This window comes from Flavobacterium gillisiae, assembly GCF_900107635.1.
GTDB lineage: Bacteria > Bacteroidota > Bacteroidia > Flavobacteriales > Flavobacteriaceae > Flavobacterium > Flavobacterium gillisiae.
This window is the reverse complement of record NZ_FNRD01000003.1, coordinates 30,133-48,777: the sequence shown is the minus strand read 5'-3', so window position 1 is coordinate 48,777 and position 18,645 is coordinate 30,133. Positions and strand designations below refer to the sequence as shown.

General features: G+C 31.5%; 14 protein-coding genes. 11 read left to right on the top strand and 3 right to left on the bottom strand.

The genetic code is table 11. The features are described 5' to 3' along the window. Positions 1 to 93: 93 nt before the first annotated feature. The 3 genes from BLV35_RS05440 to BLV35_RS05430 form a co-directional block, all read right to left on the bottom strand. Positions 94 to 831 (bottom strand): LytR/AlgR family response regulator transcription factor, encoded by a 738-nt coding sequence (locus BLV35_RS05440; protein WP_091085965.1) that lies wholly within the window; start codon positions 829 to 831, stop codon positions 94 to 96. Positions 832 to 1,610: 779 nt separating this feature from the next. Further along, entirely contained in the window at positions 1,611 to 3,944 is a 2,334-nt protein-coding gene (locus BLV35_RS05435; protein ID WP_091085960.1) for a tyrosine-protein kinase, read from the bottom strand. A 4-nt stretch (positions 3,945 to 3,948) separates the two neighbouring features. Then, the gene (locus BLV35_RS05430) at positions 3,949 to 4,734 is read right to left on the bottom strand and encodes a polysaccharide biosynthesis/export family protein (RefSeq protein ID WP_091085957.1); all 786 of its coding nucleotides are present in this window, start codon (positions 4,732 to 4,734) and stop codon (positions 3,949 to 3,951) included. A gap of 1,049 nt (positions 4,735 to 5,783) precedes the next feature. Here BLV35_RS05430 and BLV35_RS05425 point away from each other — a divergent pair. The 11 genes from BLV35_RS05425 to BLV35_RS05370 all read left to right on the top strand — a co-directional run bounded on the left by BLV35_RS05425 (position 5,784) and on the right by BLV35_RS05370 (position 18,634). After that, the gene (locus tag BLV35_RS05425; RefSeq protein ID WP_245712019.1) at positions 5,784 to 6,254 is read left to right on the top strand and encodes a UpxY family transcription antiterminator; all 471 of its coding nucleotides are present in this window, start codon (positions 5,784 to 5,786) and stop codon (positions 6,252 to 6,254) included. Between the two features lie 385 nt (positions 6,255 to 6,639). Then, the gene (locus BLV35_RS05420; protein WP_091085950.1) at positions 6,640 to 7,074 is read left to right on the top strand and encodes an adenylyltransferase/cytidyltransferase family protein; all 435 of its coding nucleotides are present in this window, start codon (positions 6,640 to 6,642) and stop codon (positions 7,072 to 7,074) included. Next, a complete protein-coding gene (locus BLV35_RS05415) occupies positions 7,074 to 8,087 on the top strand; it encodes a mannose-1-phosphate guanylyltransferase (RefSeq protein WP_091085947.1) in 1,014 nt (337 codons plus the stop codon). The genes BLV35_RS05420 and BLV35_RS05415 overlap by 1 nt, the downstream gene beginning before the upstream one ends. Before the next feature lie 647 nt (positions 8,088 to 8,734). Next, positions 8,735 to 10,138, top strand: a complete 1,404-nt coding sequence (locus BLV35_RS05405) for a nucleotide sugar dehydrogenase (protein ID WP_091086697.1) — start codon at positions 8,735 to 8,737, stop codon at positions 10,136 to 10,138. A gap of 91 nt (positions 10,139 to 10,229) precedes the next feature. After that, positions 10,230 to 11,180, top strand: coding sequence for a GDP-L-fucose synthase family protein (locus BLV35_RS05400; RefSeq protein ID WP_091085940.1), 951 nt, complete (start codon positions 10,230 to 10,232; stop codon positions 11,178 to 11,180). 146 nt (positions 11,181 to 11,326) lie between these two features. Then, positions 11,327 to 12,409 carry a GDP-mannose 4,6-dehydratase gene (gene gmd / locus BLV35_RS05395; protein ID WP_091086695.1) on the top strand — a complete coding sequence of 361 codons (1,083 nt, stop codon included), beginning with the start codon at positions 11,327 to 11,329 and terminating at the stop codon, positions 12,407 to 12,409. Between the two features lie 195 nt (positions 12,410 to 12,604). Beyond that, the gene (locus BLV35_RS05390; RefSeq protein ID WP_091085937.1) at positions 12,605 to 13,774 is read left to right on the top strand and encodes a glycosyltransferase family 4 protein; all 1,170 of its coding nucleotides are present in this window, start codon (positions 12,605 to 12,607) and stop codon (positions 13,772 to 13,774) included. A 452-nt stretch (positions 13,775 to 14,226) separates the two neighbouring features. Further along, positions 14,227 to 15,591 (top strand): lipopolysaccharide biosynthesis protein, encoded by a 1,365-nt coding sequence (locus tag BLV35_RS05385; protein WP_091085933.1) that lies wholly within the window; start codon positions 14,227 to 14,229, stop codon positions 15,589 to 15,591. A gap of 2 nt (positions 15,592 to 15,593) precedes the next feature. After that, positions 15,594 to 16,241 carry a CatB-related O-acetyltransferase gene (locus BLV35_RS05380; protein ID WP_091085929.1) on the top strand — a complete coding sequence of 216 codons (648 nt, stop codon included), beginning with the start codon at positions 15,594 to 15,596 and terminating at the stop codon, positions 16,239 to 16,241. 270 nt (positions 16,242 to 16,511) lie between these two features. Next, positions 16,512 to 17,846 (top strand): hypothetical protein, encoded by a 1,335-nt coding sequence (locus tag BLV35_RS05375; protein WP_091085927.1) that lies wholly within the window; start codon positions 16,512 to 16,514, stop codon positions 17,844 to 17,846. A 5-nt stretch (positions 17,847 to 17,851) separates the two neighbouring features. Then, the gene (locus tag BLV35_RS05370; RefSeq protein ID WP_091085924.1) at positions 17,852 to 18,634 is read left to right on the top strand and encodes a glycosyltransferase family 2 protein; all 783 of its coding nucleotides are present in this window, start codon (positions 17,852 to 17,854) and stop codon (positions 18,632 to 18,634) included. Positions 18,635 to 18,645 lie beyond the last annotated feature (11 nt).

Here is an 18,645-nt window from a genome sequence, read left to right as displayed (position 1 = left end):
CGGTTATTATTTTAATAATAGATTGCGATCTCTCTCCTACTTTTTTTAAATTAAGTTAGTCATGTTGAGCTTTTAGTTTTTACTGTCGGCGTTTCAAATATTTAATATTTTATTAAGCTGTTCTAACTTTCTTTTCGATACAGGAATAGCTAAGTCATTGCTCATTTGGCAGGAGTATCCATCTATTTTGTTGATTTTCAGCAGTCTATTTAGGTTGATTATATATTTATGATGAATGCGGCAGAATATTTCGTCATTTAGTAATTTTTGAAATTCTCCAATATTTTTACTAGCGATTTTACTTGTCCCGTTATTTGAATGAATAAGAGTGTATCTTCCATCAGCCTCAAAATAAAGAATGTCAGCTACTTTTATAACATCTATTTTTTTTAAAGATGTGACTGTAATAAATTTATTGAATTTTTCTCGGGTTTTATATCTCAATGATTTTTTATTTCGTGCTATGGCAATTAAGGTAATCGCTTTAAGTATCGTGTTTTGAAATTCAGTATTTGAAATGGGAGTGATGAGGTAATCAGTGATGTTGTATTTAATACAGTTCAATGCATGCTTGGGAGTATCACTCATGAGAATAATAGATGATTTTTCATTCACATATTTCTCTAAAAAATCAAATAAGTCGGTATCTAAATTTGTAACATTTACTATTATTAAATCGTGAAAAATTTCTAAATATTTTGGACATGCCTCTGAAATAGTATTGCAATAGGCAATAGGTAAATATTCCATCTTAATACTTTTCATTAGTTGCAATACATTACTTTTTGATTCGGAGATGCCGTGATCAATCACTAAAACTGATATATTCATAATTTGAAAGTTTAAAGTTCTATACGAAAATATGTTATCTTAGTCGGTGTTTATTTATTTGATTAAATCTATTAAAAATAAATATTCATAATTTAAATTGTAAGAATATCTGTAATCATTCCACCTTTTTATTAAGTGTCATATCAGGAGGATAACTGGCTTGTTTTTATTGATAGATGGAGTCGTTTATCGTTTCGAAATTGAGTACGAATAGGAGTGCTATGGTGTGAGCTTGCGATTTTTACCGTGAGAATGAATAAGGAATAAAAGATTTAATTTTAACTTGCAAAACAGATCCGAAATATTGACGACCGAGCTTTTAATGTGAAACCAGTTCAGAAAGAGACAACATATCTAAATTAGTTGATGTAAGAAGCATTAAAACAATTCAGTTATAAAAGTGCTAAAAAGGTACAGTTTGGTTCCAGAAGTCTTTCCTGGTAGTGGAAAGTTAAAGCAGACCCCAGAATAAAAAATAATAGCTGAGTTAGAAAGAAAATTTAGGTGTGCAGAATAAGAACATTAGGAGGAGTTTTAAGTAAAGGAATAAGTACTGAAGAGACAGCTACGAATAGGGCTCCTCAAAAAGGGTGGGTTTTTAGCTCAGACAAAAGTACTAAATAGGCTAGTAAAAAATCATAAATGTTAGTTAGCTTTTTGTATGTGGTGGTATTCGCATATGAGGTACTTCTAATTACCACTTAGTCTGTAATTAAGTGTATAAAAAAGGCCTACATAAAATAATTATGTAAGCCTCGGATAAAATAGAAGTGAGCCTACTATGGCAGCCATTTTTTTAACCAATGTCTTTTTTGAGAATGCGTTTCTTGACCATAACCATAACCATAACCATAATTATAATTAAAATTGGATTTGCTTTGTATACCATTGAGTATATAAACCATGTTTTTTAGTTTATTGTTTACAGCTAAGTTTCTAGAGTAACCTAACAATTGCTTGTCAGTGTGGTTGAATCGTGTAACATTTAGTGTTAAATCAGCTAAATCAGCTATCTGGAAAGTGTCGTTTACATATATTGTAGGTGTTGAATCTATAATAATATAATCATATTCTTTTTTTGCTTCTTCAATTAAAGTTTCAAATCTTCCATTTGATAGTAAATTAGATGGGTTTGGAGGAATAGATCCCGTGAATAAAATATGTAAATCGCTATTATATGGGTTTTTTGTAACTAAAATATCTTTCCAATTGGTCTCTTTTTCATGTAGATAGCTAGATAATCCTTTGCCGTTATGTTCCATATGAAGTGTTTCTTTAAGTCTGGGCTTTCTCATATCGGCTCCAATTAAAAGTACTTTTTTATTATAACTTGCTAAAGCTAAGGCCAGGTTGGTTGTTATATATGTTTTTCCCTCGCCCATTATAGAAGAGGTTACTAATATTATGTTTGCAATTTTATTTTCTTTTATAGGAAGAGAAAAGTTTATGTTGGAAGTTAAGATTCTAAAAGTTTCTGCATGGATAGATCGATCATCTTTATTTTTGAAGAGGTTATTCTCTTCGAAAAATGGAATTTCTCCTACAATAGGAATATTAGAATTTTGAAAGCCAATTTCATTTATGTTTTTTATTTTAGTGTCAAAAAGAAAATAAAGATAAAGAGCAATAAATGGTATTAAAACACCTGCTAAAAGTGCTATTAAATAAAATTTACTTCTGTTGGGTGATATAGGTGTGGAATTTCCATTGGCATAATCAATGATTTTTATTGAGGGTGAAGTGACTGCAAAAGCGATAGCTGACTCTTCTCTTTTTTGTAACAATACTAAGTATAAGTTTTCTTTAATTTCTTGTTGACGTGTAATTCCTCGTAAAATTTGTTCGTCATTAGGTATTTTGGTTATCAATCTATTTACGTTACCTAGATCTTTTTCTTGTTGAGAAAGAGTAATATTGAGTTGTTTGGAGTAGGTTGTGATAGATTGTTTAATGTTAGTCCTTAGTATTCCTATTTTGGAATCTATTCCTGTTACCGTGGGATTTTGACCTCCGGCAGTTTTATATAACTTATCACGTTCAATGACTAAGGTATTGTATTCCCCAATCAAGACATTAATAATTTCATTTTCAAGACCTAAATTGGCTGGGATGATAGTGTTTCCGTTTTTATCGTCAATTGCACCTTTTAATAAATTAGATAGTGCTAGTTGGGTTTCTACTTTAAAGAGCTCCGTTTCAGATTTCGCTCTCTTTTGGATGTCTAAAGCAGCATCAGCTTCAATGAAACTTAAATTGTTAGATTGTTTAAATTGTTTCTTTTTATCTTCAATGCTATCTAGTTCTTGAGCTAAATATTTAAATCTATCTTGAATAAATTCAACTGTCGTTTTAGATATTAATTGTCGGTCATTAATACCATCTTCATTAAATTTTTGAATTACTTTATTGACAACAGCTTTTGATTTTTCACTATTTTCATCTTCAATACTAATTGCTAGTATATCGCTATCTTCACCAACTACTTCTACTTTTATTTTTTTTGCCAGTATATTGACAGAATTAGCAGTAGGACTAATAGTTACATAAAACTCTTTTTCACTGCTGGCCTTGTCATAATCCGGATTGGGTATAATCTGTATTTTATGATTATTAATGGTTGCCGTAGCATATTTGCCTTTTAAATCAATGCTTTGTAGTTCAGTTTTGATTTTATAGCCTTGATTGGTTATTTCAATATTAAATGCAAAGGACTGGAGATTTTTATTTTCTAATACTTTTATTATGATAGGAATATTCCATAATTCATTATTTATAAATTTACCTTGGTGGTAATATTTTGTGTTTAAATTTAAATCTTCGACTACCGGTTCTAAAAGTTTTTTAGATTTAATAACTTCTATTTCGTTTTCTAAGTTTACTTTGGACTTTGATAAAAAACCAAGTGCATCCGAAGGTAAATTCAAACCTTTACTGTCATCTAAAATTTTTATTTTTGATTCAATACTATAAATGTTTTTAGTATATCTTAAATATATAGTCATTGATAGCACGGTAATAAATGTACATATTACAAACAGTTTCCAGTACTGTAGATATTTTAAAATTAAATTTTTAATTACAATTTGATCATCAAAACCGAATTCCTCTTCCATGATTTTATTTTAGTATAAGTACAATAGTTGTTAGTAGTAATGTAAAGACAGATAGCAAAGTACCTGCATTACCAATGATTCCTGCCGATTTAACTTTGGCCTTGTTTGGATTCACAACGATAACGTCATTTTGGCTGATATAATAATAGGGGGAGTTCAGCAAATCTGTAGATGTTAAGTCTAGATGTATAATTTTCTTCGTGTTTTCTTCGTGACGAATAAGCATTACATCATTTCTTTGTCCGTTAATAGTCAAGTCGCCCGCTAGACCAATTGCTTGTAATACGGTTAAATTTTTTTCTGTAAAATTGTAAGTGCCAGGTAATTTTACTTCACCTAATATCGTTATTTTTGAATTTAATACTCGGACTACAACAATAGGGTTTTTAAGATGTCCTTCATTTTTTAGTTTATTGGTCAAAAATAGCTCGAGTTCTTCCGTTGACTTATCAGTTACTTTCATACCTGCTAATACAGGTAAGGTAATTTTTCCAGAGTTATCTACTAAATAGCTTTGTAATTTTAGTATTTCTGTGCTTGTACCTGTATTATTATTGTTATTAGTAAAATTATAAGGAGCTGAAGACTCTATGTCTAAAGAGTATATTTTGACACTTAAGATGTCATCAATATTGATTTTTTTATCAATTAGAACTGTTTCTGAAAAATTAGATTTATCCGGATTTTGAAAATACAAAAGATCTTTTTTTGTTGTACAAGAAAAAAAACTTGTACTAACAATAAACACTATTAGTAGTAGAATGCTTTTTGACATCGGTTTTGCTATCATATATATATTATTTTGGATATTGTAAATAATGGAAGAAGTGATTGTGTTGTAATGTAAGTTTTCATTATCGTAACTGAAGCCTATTTTTTAAAGGAGGCTACTGTTAGTATCTGAAATCATTCGTATGTAAAGCATAGCCAAATTTCAAATAGTGTTAGTAAACGAAATATCAGACTGCAAAATTATTTTATATTAATATTACATATGACTTTACTCAATAAGTTCTAATTGCCGCGAAAATAATGTAAATTTTAATCTGATATATTGCAAAGTAATAAGTGTAATAAAAAGAGTAATAAGTGGTATGATTTGCTCGGCGTCTAATGATGTTATGGATCGTGTCCTGAAATATATATTGTGGTAAATAAACTCAAAATAACTAACTATCTTTAAACTTAAGTTATATCGTAATAGATTCTATTTTTTTAACTAAAACTCTCTTTTAAGCATGTTTTGCTACTTGAGTCGACAGTTATCGGTGCTTTTTTGATTGCCGTCACTTCGAGTACTTCAATAATTTTTATTTTAAAATGTTTCGAGAAGACAGCACACAAAATGGATTTTACGGCATAGTTAAATGAATAACCTCGTTTCAGCTTCGATAAAATCTCAGGTCTGGCTGTAACAGGTATACGTAACAACTTAAACTTAAGCGTTCAAATAGATATTTTTTCACAGCCATTATTTGTTCGCTTTTTTATCTCATTGGTGTGGTTGCACTTTTCTACGGTTATTTATGTCAGTTTTAGTATTTTCTATAAATAGAAATTATACTTAAAAGTAGCCATCACTATAAAATGAATCATTGGGCTGAACCTCCAGGTTTATCGGTGCAATTCCCCCTAATTTTTATCAAGTAGTCCTACTCAAATTGATGTTTGAGGTTAATTATATGTTACAAATTTTTAAAATCATATGTGGATAATTTTTAATTATTCTCCCAGTTATTAATCTTTTAATAACAGTTATGTACTATACTCAACACTTAGTCAAGCGTTGCTAAATGTGTAGTATTTAGGTCTGTTTAATTATATTTTTGTCAAAAATAAATGAGCATAACTATGAGTTGGTTTGTAATCTACACTAGGCCGCAACAGGAAAAAAAAGTTGCAGCAGGTTTGACAAAAATAGGAGTAGAAGCTTATTGTCCAATAGTTACAGAAGTAAGACAGTGGAGCGATAGAAAGAAAAAAATTGAAGTTCCTTTGATTAAATCATATGTCTTTGTTAAAATTATTGAAAAAGAGCGGAATCGTGTTTTTGAAGTGCCGGGTGTTGTTCGTTATTTATTTTGGTTGGGTAAGGCTGCAGAAGTAAAGGATCAAGAAATTGAACAGTTACGTGGTTATATGAGCGGAAATTATCAATCGGTAAAAGTGGAACAATACAAGGTAGGTAAAATTGTTACTATCGATACTGGTGCTTTTAAAAATCAATCAGGGGAAGTAATAAAGGTAAGCACTAAGTGTATCACTGTTTATTTAGAACAATTGGGGGCTATGGTTACTATTAGTCTTTAGTACTACTCTTTTAATTCGTTTAGCTATTCAAACATAAAAGTGCTTTTTTTTTGCATTTGAAAATAAATTTTAATGTGTCACAAATGTGATTCATTGGGCGAAGCCATAGAAATAGGTAGCTGAAAATTGAAATTGTCTGGTTGTTCCAGATGAAATAATTATCAATATCATATCTAGGTTTTTACTGAACTATAAATTAGTTAGCTAACTAAAAAACCTACAGGCAAGCATTTCTTTACCCATACAAAGAAATTAGTTATAAAATTGATTCGGGACCAATTTTCATGAAAACTGTTTGCCTGTTTATTTTTTAGCTGTTTAGTACCTAGAGGAATTAAATTAATTGGGGAATCATAAAGGCTATAACTACTAAAATACTTTAATTATGAAAATTGGAATTACATTCAGCGCTTTTGACCTTTTACATGCTGGACATATAAAAATGTTAGAAGAAGCGAAACAGCAATGCGATTACCTCATCGTAGGATTACAGACTGATCCTACAATAGATAGGCCTGAAAAGAATAAACCAATACAGACGGTTGTGGAGCGGTATATTCAATTGAAAGGATGCAGATATGTTGATGAAATTGTACCCTATACAACAGAGCAAGATTTAGAAGATGTTTTGAAAAGTTTTGATGTTGCAGTTCGTATCGTTGGGGATGAATATGAAAACAAGGATTTTACTGGTAGAAGTTATTGTGACGAATCAGGGGTTTCTCTATATTTTAATAAACGAGAGCATCGATTTTCGTCCACTTCTTTGCGAAATGAAATTGTTAATAAGCATGAAGAAGATTGTAAAAAAGATAGATAATGACACAATGTATTAATGTTATTTTAAGTGGAGGTTCTGGCACTCGATTATGGCCTTTGTCACGTAAGAGTAGGCCCAAGCAATTTTTGAAGTTGTTTAATGGACGATCTATTTTTCAGCATACTATAGAAAGAAATAAAAAAATAGTAGATGATTTTATGTTGATTACTAATGCTTCACAGCTTTCGACTGCTCATGAACAAGTTGCTGAAATAGGCGGTAGCATTTATAAGGAAATTATAGAGCCCGTCGGTCGAAATACGGCACCAGCGATCGCATTGGCTTGTTTGGCTGTAGATCCTGAAACTATTTTATTTGTGACTCCTTCTGATCAGATGATTGGAGATGATGCTAGTTATCATCAGTCAATCCAGCGAGCGAAAACATTAGCCAAGGATGGTTATTTAGTCACTTTTGGTATTTGTCCAAAATATCCTGAAACGGGTTTTGGATATATCGAAGCTTCCGGTGAAGATGTTATACGATTTCGAGAGAAACCTGATTTTAAGACCGCTCAAATTTATATAGATTCGGGAAATTTTTATTGGAATTCTGGCATGTTTTGTTTTAAAGCTGCCACCTATTTATCCGAGCTACGCAAGTATCAGCCTATAATCCTAGAGGCTTGCATCAAAGCTCATGGTGGTATTTCAAATAATGAAGTGCCATTAGAACTTATGGAGGCAATTCCTGATGAAAGTATTGATTATGCAGTTTTAGAGCATTCTACGCTAGTAAAAACGGTTCCTTCTTCGTTTGAATGGACTGATTTAGGTTCCTTTGATTCTTTATTAGCTTATGGACAACAATATCAAAATGTTAGTGGATTGAAGCGAATTGAGGGTACTCAAAATTCGTATTCCTTATCTGATAAACTAGTAGTGTCTAGTGGTTTAGATGGTTTGTTAGTTGTTGATACATTTGATGCTATACTGGTCCTCCCAATAGGTGAAAGTCATTTGGTGAAAGATATCTATAATTCAGTAAAAAGGACCAAACAAAATCTTATATAAAATTATAGCTTCAATGGAATACGAATAGCATCCATGAGAAACTTCTTTTGGTGAACGTTATACTTTAGGAGTAAAAGATGGTTACAATTGGGTTTAATTATAAATATATGGATATGATTGTTGTTCGGCCCAGTAAAAATAGTAACTACTTAAGGATTTATTTTTTTAATGACTCAGAATATGATATTGGGATTGTTTTTATTTCCGATGGCCAACTAGCTATTAGAGCAGTATTAATGAATCTTCTTATTGAAAGTAAAATGGTGGAGCATTTCCATTGGAAGATAGATAGTGGTATTCACGATGATTATAAATATCAGAGTACTAATCATGCTAGTATTATACAGACTGTTGAATGCATTAAGCACGTAGCAGTCAGTCACGGATATTTATTTAGATTGTTACCGTATTAATCGATTTTAGGAAACTACGCAGGAAATATAAAGCTGCCTTAATATGGAAGTAGACTGTTGATTAATCCTGTTTAGAATGTCACTTGAACATACTGCAATAGATGAAAAGTTATTTGAGATACACATTTGTTAGAGTGTATCTAGTATAATAAGTTTCGTTGTATTGAACAAATAAACTATAACACATCATACTGTGTTGCTATATTAAATAAAATTGACCAAATGGAAGTTCCTATTAAAATTAAAAATATTTGCTGTATTGGAGCTGGTTATGTTGGTGGTCCTACTATGGCCGTGATTGCTAACCAATGTCCTGATATCAAGGTTACTATTGTCGATTTAAATGCACAACGTATTGCTGACTGGAATGATGCAGATTTGACAAGGCTTCCTGTTTTTGAGCCCGGATTAGCTGAGATTATTGCTGCTACTCGAAACAGGAACCTCTTCTTCTCCACTGACATTGAACAAGCCATAGCTGAAGCCGATGCAATTTTTATCTCGGTGAATACCCCTACTAAAACATATGGTTCTGGTAAAGGTATGGCAGCTGATCTCAAGTTTATCGAGCTTTGTGCACGACAAATTGCAAAAGTAGCTAAAACAGATAAAATTGTAGTAGAGAAATCAACCCTACCCGTACGAACTGCTGAAGCACTGAAGGATATTTTAGAGCATACTGGAAATGGATGTAAATTTACTATTCTTTCCAATCCTGAATTTTTGGCTGAAGGTACTGCGGTGCAGGATTTATTGTTTCCTGATAGGGTGTTGATAGGTGGTGAAGAAAGTCTAGCAGGAAAAAATGCAATACAGGCCTTGGTCGATGTTTATTCTAAATGGGTTCCAGAAGCCAAGATATTAACCACTAATATTTGGTCGTCTGAATTATCTAAATTAAGTGCTAATGCCTTTTTAGCACAACGGGTATCTTCTATCAATGCATTGTCAGAGTTGTGTGAAGAAACCGGAGCCGATGTGCAAGAAGTGGCTAAGGCAATAGGGATGGATAGTAGAATAGGTAGTAAGTTCTTAAAAGCATCTGTTGGATTTGGAGGCTCTTGTTTTAAAAAGGATATTCTTAATCTCGTATATATCGCTAAAAGTTTGGGTTTAAATGAGGTAGCTGATTATTGGGAGCAGGTCATTATTTTTAATAATTATCAGATGAAACGATTTTCTGAAAAAATAATTAAGACCCTATACAACACGGTTAGTGGGAAGAAAATTGCATTTTTAGGTTGGGCTTTTAAAAAAGACACCAATGATACTAGAGAATCTGCAGCGATTTATGTTGCTGATTATTTATTGAGCGAACAGGCAACCATTACAGTTTATGATCCTAAGGTGTCTGAAAAACAAATACAATATGATCTTAATTATCTTGAGAGTCGCCCTGCTGTAGCGAATATAAGAGGTGTTTCTTTAGGATTAGACCCTTATGAAGCATGTAAAGAGGCACATGCTATAGCTGTTTTGACGGAATGGGATGAATTTGTAGACTATGATTGGCAACGTATTTATGATAATATGATGAAACCTGCTTTTGTATTTGATGGCAGGGGAATATTGGATGTAAAAGCTTTAAGTGAAATTGGTTTTGTTTGCTCCGTGTTGGGGAAAAGTACAATGGTATAAGCCGGTGGCTGTAATTAGTTAAGAAAGAGTAGTCTGATTGAAAATTAAATATAAAACACATTATTTACGTTTTGATTTAAAACAATAAAACATGGAAAAAAATACTAAAATATATATAGCTGGACATCGTGGTATGGTGGGTAGTGCTATTTGGAGAACGCTTATCGAGAAAGGATATACCAATTTGATGGGAGTTTCGAGTGCTGAATTAGATTTAAGAGACCAGCTGGCAGTAAATCAATTTATGGCTGAAACAAAACCAGATGTTATTATAGATGCCGCTGCAAGAGTAGGGGGTATTTTAGCCAATAATGACTATCCCTACCAGTTTCTCATGGAAAATATGCAAATTCAAAATAATTTGATTGATACGGCTTTGCAATCTGGTATTGAAAAATTTATTTTTTTGGGGAGTTCTTGTATTTACCCTAAACTGGCTCCACAGCCTTTGAAAGAAGAATACTTACTTACGGGCCCTTTAGAACCTACGAATGAATGGTATGCTATTGCTAAAATTACGGGAGTTAAGGCTTGTCAAGCCATCCGTAATCAGTTTAATAAGGATTATGTGAGCTTGATGCCAACAAATTTGTATGGTACCTATGATAATTTTGATTTAGACAGCTCTCATGTTTTGCCTGCGATGATGCGAAAATTTCATGAAGCAAAATTAAATAATCATGCTGCCGTAACCCTTTGGGGAAGTGGTACTCCGATGAGAGAATTTTTATACGTAGATGATTTAGCAGCAGCAGTGGTTTTTGCATTAGAAAATAAATTACCAGAATACTTATACAATGTGGGAACTGGAGAGGATCTAACCATCAAAGAACTGGCAGAAACGATTCAAGAGATTGTAGGTCATCAAGGGCCTATTGTATGGGATTCTACTAAGCCAGATGGTACCCCTAGAAAATTGATGGATAGTACTAAAATGCATGATTTAGGGTGGAAGCACCGTGTTTCTCTTGAAGAGGGAATTAGGATGACGTATAGCTGGTTTTTGGAAAACATTGAAAGCGTGAAAAAGATTAGTCTTTAAAAGGATAAGGTGAATTGATATAGGAATTGGGTAAACGGTTAGGGAAAGGTTTAAACGGTTAGAAGAGTTTAAACGATGAACCAAATAACCGATTAACCCTTAATTAGGAACAAAAAACAAAAAACAAAAAATAACAAAATATAATGATGGCAGCACAAAAAACAGCTTTAGTAACAGGAATTACAGGTCAAGATGGATCTTATTTAGCTGAATTATTATTAGAAAAAGGATATTTTGTGCATGGAGTAAAGCGTCGTGCTTCCTCTTTTAATACCCAACGTATTGATCATTTGTACCAGGATCAACACGAAAAGAATGTAAACTTCAAGTTGCACTATGGTGATTTGACGGATTCCACTAATATTATCCGAATCATTCAAGAAGTACAACCCGATGAAATCTACAATTTGGGTGCGATGTCGCATGTAATGGTGTCTTTTGATTCGCCGGAATATGTTGCCAATGTAGATGGAGTAGGAACTTTGCGCATCCTTGAAGCGGTTCGTTTGTTGGGATTAACAAAAAAAACAAGAGTATACCAAGCTTCTACCTCTGAATTGTACGGAGGATTGGCCGAAAATAAAAATGCAGCAGGTTTTTACGACGAAAAATCGCCGTTCTACCCGCGTTCTCCTTATGGAGCAGCAAAGATCTACGGGTTTTGGATTACCAAAAATTACCGTGAAGCCTATGGTATGTTTGCTTGTAATGGAATACTTTTTAATCACGAATCTCCAAGACGTGGAGAGACTTTTGTAACGCGTAAAATCACCATGGCAGTAGCGGCTATTGCCAAAGGAAAGCAAGATTGTTTATACCTAGGAAACTTGAATTCACAAAGAGACTGGGGACATGCTAAGGATTATGTAGAAGCAATGTGGAGAATTCTACAACAAGAAGTTCCTGAAGATTACGTAATTGCAACAGGCGTTACCACTTACATTAGAGACTTCGTAATCATGGCATTTAATGAAGCGGGTATTACTTTAAAATTTAGTGGAGAACAAGAAAATGAAACAGCTACTGTTGCTGCTTGTGCTAACCCTTTGTATCAGTTAGAAATTGGTACAGTAGTACTTCGTGTAGACCCTGAATATTACCGTCCTACTGAAGTGGATTTATTGATTGGTGATCCAACTAAGTCAAAAACACAATTGGGTTGGGAGCCTAAATACGACTTGGCGGCTATGGTGAAAGAAATGGTTGAAAGTGATTTGAAATTGTACTAAAACATTCTACGAATAAGAACATAAATTCATAGTCTTTACTAGATTTAATCAATTTAGGTAGCTCGTAGAAGTTATTTTTTAGGTGTTTTCTTTTTTTTTACAATTTAGTAGGTCCATAGGATTAAAAAGTGAAGAGAAAGCCATGATTAGTAAATTGATGAAATCATTGTTTTTAAAAGTTAAACTATTTAATTTATGAATATAGGAATAGCAGGTCCAATTGAAATAGCGTGTTTAAAAAAGCATTTACCTAATGTAACGGAGGAAGAATGCAAATTAGGTTTAGGAGGAACTGCTGTAAATGTTTTAATTGATGGTTTGATAAATGAAGGACATCATGTGACTGTATTTACCCTTGACTATACTATAGAATCAAAATATAGTATTAGTGGGCCCAATTTAAAAGTGATTATTGGTCATTGTAGAACACGATCAAAGATGAAGTGGTTTGATTGTTGGAAAGCTGAAATTTTGCAAATAAAACAATTTATTGATGAGGAGAAAAGCAATATAGATATTGTAAATGCGCATTGGAGTTATGAATATGCTATAGGAACGATTTTGGCCGATGTGCCTCATTTAATTACTTTTAGAGATCACGCTCAAACAAAATTGAAATTGACAAAGCAACCCTACCGATTGACTCGATTGTTGATGGATAGGTGGGTTCGTAATAATGCAAAGCATTTTAGTTATAACTCCATGTATTTGAGTGTACTTATTAATCTAAAAGGAATGGTAATCCCCAATCCTATTCAGGACGCTGAGATCAAAACAGCGAGAAAGCATCCTTCGTATGGAAAAAAAATTAAAATCTGTTATATTGCCAATGGTTGGGATTCTAGAAAAAATCCAAAGGCAGCAATTGAGGCTTTTTATATTGCACAAAAAACGTATGAAAATTGCGAACTTCATTTAATAGGTAGTGGTTTTGAACCTGCTGGAGCAAATTATAATTTGGTTCAAAAAAAGGGGTGGAGTAAAAATGTCCATTTCAGAGGAAAAATGAATCGTAGCAGATTAATGGAAGAGCTGCAACATTTTGATATCCTTTTGCATACAGCGCGAGAACAAAGCTTTGGAAACATTTTGATAGAAGCAATGAGTAAAGGTATTCCTGTAATTGGAGGAAAAGATGCAGGAGCAGTCCCTTGGATTTTAGACGATGGCTATTCAGGGTGCTTAACGGATGTAAAATCTCCTAAAATTGTAGCAGAGCACATAATCAGATTGATAGTAGATGGACAATACTATGAAAAATTAAGCAGAAACGGAATTATTAATTTACAAACTAGTTTCTCGCAAGAAATTGTTTGTAAACAGTATATAAAAGAATACAATTCTATTTTAGAGCTAAGTTGCTGATTCATTATTGAAAAACCACTTATTTAAGAAAAAAAATAAAAGCCTAATTGGTCAATAAAATTTTTAATTAATACACCCTTAGATAGGCAAGCAGTTCATCGTGTTGCCAAAAAAACACTGGTATTTTATACGTTGCTGATTTATTGATTGGTGATTCAACAAAATTAAAAACACAATTAGGTTGGGAGCCTAAATACGATTTAGCAGCTATGGTTAAAGAGATGATCGTTAGCGATTTGAAGTTGTATTAAGGTGCTTCTGCTGTATATAGCTATAGAATAAGTGTTTGAAGACACTGAATTTTTGAATTCAGTGCCTTTTTAAAGGTCTTTTGTTCGTTAAATCAATAAATAATTAGATTTAAAGTAATTCAGATTTCTAAAAAGGTAATTAGTTTAAAAAGTTGAACTATTTTGAACAACAATATATAATACCATATTTAAAAATATACATTGAAAAATAAGATACACAAATTATACGGTAAGGTAGGTATTAAAAGCGATCGGACGAAAAATATAACTAAGCATATCTTGCTATCTGCATTATATAAAGGAGGAAGCATACTATGTAGTTTTTTGCTTGTACCACTAACAATTTCATATCTAGATACGGAGAATTACGGGATTTGGTTGACATTAAGTTCGTTTATCGCATGGTTTTCTTTTTTTGATGTTGGTTTAGGAAATGGCTTGCGTAATAAATTTGCAGAAGCTAAAGCTAAGGGGGATCTGACATTAGCTCAAGGGTATGTTAGTACTGCTTATTTTACAATAGGATTAGTTAGCGTCGGTTTGATATTTATTTTTTTGATTTCTAACTTCTATATTGATTGGACAAAGGTATTTAATGCTTCAGAAAAATTGCAAACTCAGTTAAGCGTCTTGATGCCTATTGTTTTTGCCTTTTTTTGTTTGCAATTAGTTATCAAGCTAATAACAACCATTTATGCAGCTGATCAGCATCATTCAATGCAGGGACAAATTAATTTTTTTATTCAGGCAGGTTCATTGCTTTTGATTTTTATAATGACTAAAAGTTTTGAAAGTTCCCTTCTGATTTTCGGAGTTATAATATCTGTTTTTCCTGTTTTAATTCTTATTGCCCTTAATTTCTTGGCCTTTAATAATCGATATAAAGCGTTTAAGCCAAAATATGCCTTGGTTAAAAAAGAATATTTAGATGAAATATTTGGATTGGGAATGAAATTTTTTGTGATTCAAATTGCAGGAATAATTTTATTTTCAACAGACAATATTATTATAACGCAGTTATTTGGCCCTGAAGAAGTTGTTCCTTACAATATAGCTTTTAAGTATTTTAGTATAGTAAATATGGCATTATCATTAGTGATTACACCATATTGGTCATCCGTTACGGAGGCTTATGCGAAGGATGATTTACAATGGATTAGAAAGTCAATGAATAGTTTAGTTAAAATTACTTTTGGAGCAATTGTTTTGGTTGGTGTTTTAGTTTTTGTGGCTCCTATTTTCTATAATTTGTGGATTGGTGATAAAGTTGTAATACCATTCAACTTAACTATATTTATGGCATTGTACATGGCCTTAACTATCTTTTATTCTCCCTTTACCTTTTTTATAAATGGTACAGGAAAAGTGAAGCTCCAGATGTATTCAATTTTGATAACTTCTGTGATTAATATACCTCTTTCTATTTTATTAGCTAAAAATTTAAGTTTTGGGGTGGTTGGTGTTATTCTTTCTACAATTATTTGTTTAGTACCGCATATTATATTGTGTCCAATTCAATATTGGAAAATTGTTAATAACCATGCAAATGGAATTTGGAATAAATAAGTATGAATAGTATATTAAAAAATCCTTTAACAATATGGTTGTCATGGTTTATTAAATATCGTGTTTTATTATTTAAAAATAAAAATAAATATTTGAAAGTTGGATATTTGACTAGTTTACACAATGTTAAATTTGGGAATTATAACACCTTTTACGACAATATAATAGTATCAAATACCGAAATAGGTGATTTCACCTACATCTCTAGTAATTCAAATATCAAAAACTGTAAGATTGGCAAATTCTGTTCTATTGGACCCAATGTTCAGATCGGTTTAGGGATGCATCCAACTAATTATTTATCAACTTTTCCTGCTTTTTTTTCTACTAAGAAACAGGGTCAGATAAGTTTTGTTGATAAGAATTATTTTGTAGAGCTAGGTAGTGTAGTTATTGGAAATGATGTATGGATTGGAGCAAATGTAATGATATTGGACAATGTTACAGTTGGAGATGGTGCTATCATTGCTGCTGGTGCAGTGGTAACAAAAAATGTTAATCCTTTTTCAATTGTGGGCGGTGTACCTGCGAAAATAATAGGTAGTAGGTTCGATGAAGATAAGATTAGCAATATTATCAAAATGAAATGGTGGGACAATGATATTGAATGGATTAAAAATAATATTAATTTGTTTACAAAAAAGTATTAGTATGTAAAATTGAGGATTATGAATTTTAATATTGCTGTTCTAGTTTTGTTTGAGTTATTTTCCATCAAAATAAATATTTTATAGCAGCTCAATTGTATATTGATACTGGATATTTGATAGTCTATTTTCGGATTCTATAATTCAGTGAAAGTTTACCGATGAAAGCTACTATAATATGAGGGATGTGTTTTTTATTTAAAATTTCATTTGTAGAATATAAAAATGATTACAGTATATAATTTTGTGTTTAATGTTTAAAATAAGAAAAAATTGAGATTATTTGAAGAAATAAAAAATGCCAAAGTCGGAATTTTAAACCGGGCTGATTGGTGTTTCTTTTTTATAGTTTTTGTAATGCGTTATATCTCATATGCATGGTGGGGTTTTTTTCTTAATTTTATTTCTGCATTTAAAATTGGAGCTGCCCTTACTGCTTTTTTATTATCATTTTTATTTTACCTAATTAACGTAGATAGTATACGAAAGTATAAGAAATCTTTTGTTATTCGAGCTATTGTTTTATGTTCATTTTTTATATTTTGTAACAGTATTAGGTCTTATTTGCTTTACGAGGATATAGAGGAGTTAATGACTGTGCTAAAGTACAACTATATTCAAGCTTTAACATTTGTGCTAATGCTGCCTTATCTAATGAACTTGAAAGTTGAAAAGATATATAGTTTTATTAAAATATTGTATTTTTTTACTTTATTTCAAATAGTTATATATGTCATTCAGTTTACTGGATTGGCGTTTCTAGATTCTAGAGGATTTAATTCAGGTGGAATAGATTTAGTTAGGTCGTATGGGGCATTTCCAGATTTTAATATATTAGTTCCTTTTGTTTTGATAGGTGCACTTACAGGGAATCGCAAGTTTTTTTTACTTATTGGCTTATATTTAATGTGTGTTGTTTTATCATTAGGTAGAGGTCAAATTTTAAGTTTTGGGCTTCTTTTAGCGATTTCATTAATTTTATTTTCAATTAAATTTTTAAATATAGGTATATTGTTTAAGAGCATGATGATGATAATTAGTGTTTTCGGATTGCTATTAGTTGCCTTTCCAAAAACTATTTCAGTTTGGGATAATATGTTTTCTAGTACTGTAAATAATGAATTGAAAAAGGGTCAAGGTACTTACGCGGTACGAACTAGAATTATTGATAAGGCAGAAAATGTATTGACAATTAATGATGCTGAACTATTTGGACTAGGTTATAAAAGGGATTTTAATAAAAACTTAAAACTCTCTGGAACTAAAGGTGTTCAATCAATTGTATTTACGCAAGATACTTCTATCGCTGGTGTTTTGTATTGTGAAGGTTACATAGGGTTTATGATTCGATTGCTGCCAATAGTTGTGTTATTTTTATGGGCCGTAAATAAATTAATAAGGAGAAAAAGAAGCGTGTTAAGTGTTTTTCTCATTGCGATAATTGCCATCATTATTTCGGAAAGTGCAAATATTGTTCAATCAACAATTTTTACCCGTTATATGACGACTTTTTTCGATGTTTTTCTTATATATAGAGTTTATACAATTTTATATGCACGCATTACTAAAGATAAATTTGTTAAAATTTTACCTAATACAATTAAATAATTATTATGGAATTATATAAAATTTCTATTGTTACTGTTTCGTATAATCAAGGACAATTCATTCGTGATAATATTGAATCAGTCTTATCTCAAAATTATGATAACTTTGAACATATAATCATCGATGGTGGTTCGACAGATAATACTGTTAGTATATTAAAAGAATATCCTCATTTAAATTGGGTGTCGGAGAAGGATAAAGGTCAGTCAGATGGTTTGAACAAAGGATTTAAAAAAGCTACAGGCGATATTATTGCTTGGATAAATTCGGATGATATGTTATGCTCCAATGCGTTGAATGAAGTTAATAATTATTTTGTTAAGCATAAAGATAGATCGGTTCTTGTGGGAAATCAAGTGTTTATTGATGGGGTAAACAAGACTATCAAAACTGTAAAAGCACAGGTTTTTTCTGCTGATTGGCTTATAAATGGAGTTAAATCTGCTGTAATGCAAAATTCTACTTTTTTTTTAAGTGATGTATTTAATAAAACTGGTTATCTTGATGAAAGTTTTCATTATACTATGGATCGTGATCTATTTATTCGAATTGCTCAGAATTATCAAGTTTATACAATCGAAAAGGATCTTGCGTATTTTAGAGTATGGGAAGATAGCAAAACCTATACATCCAAAATCAGTTTTTTTAAGGATTTAATTAAAGTAAAGAGAAAGTACAACGCTCCATATTTTAGTTTATCAAATATTTGGATTGTATGGCAATTTTGCAAGGAACCATTTAGAAAAATTGATTTTTTAAGAAATTTTGTGCAATACATGAAAAAATAATTTAGTATTTA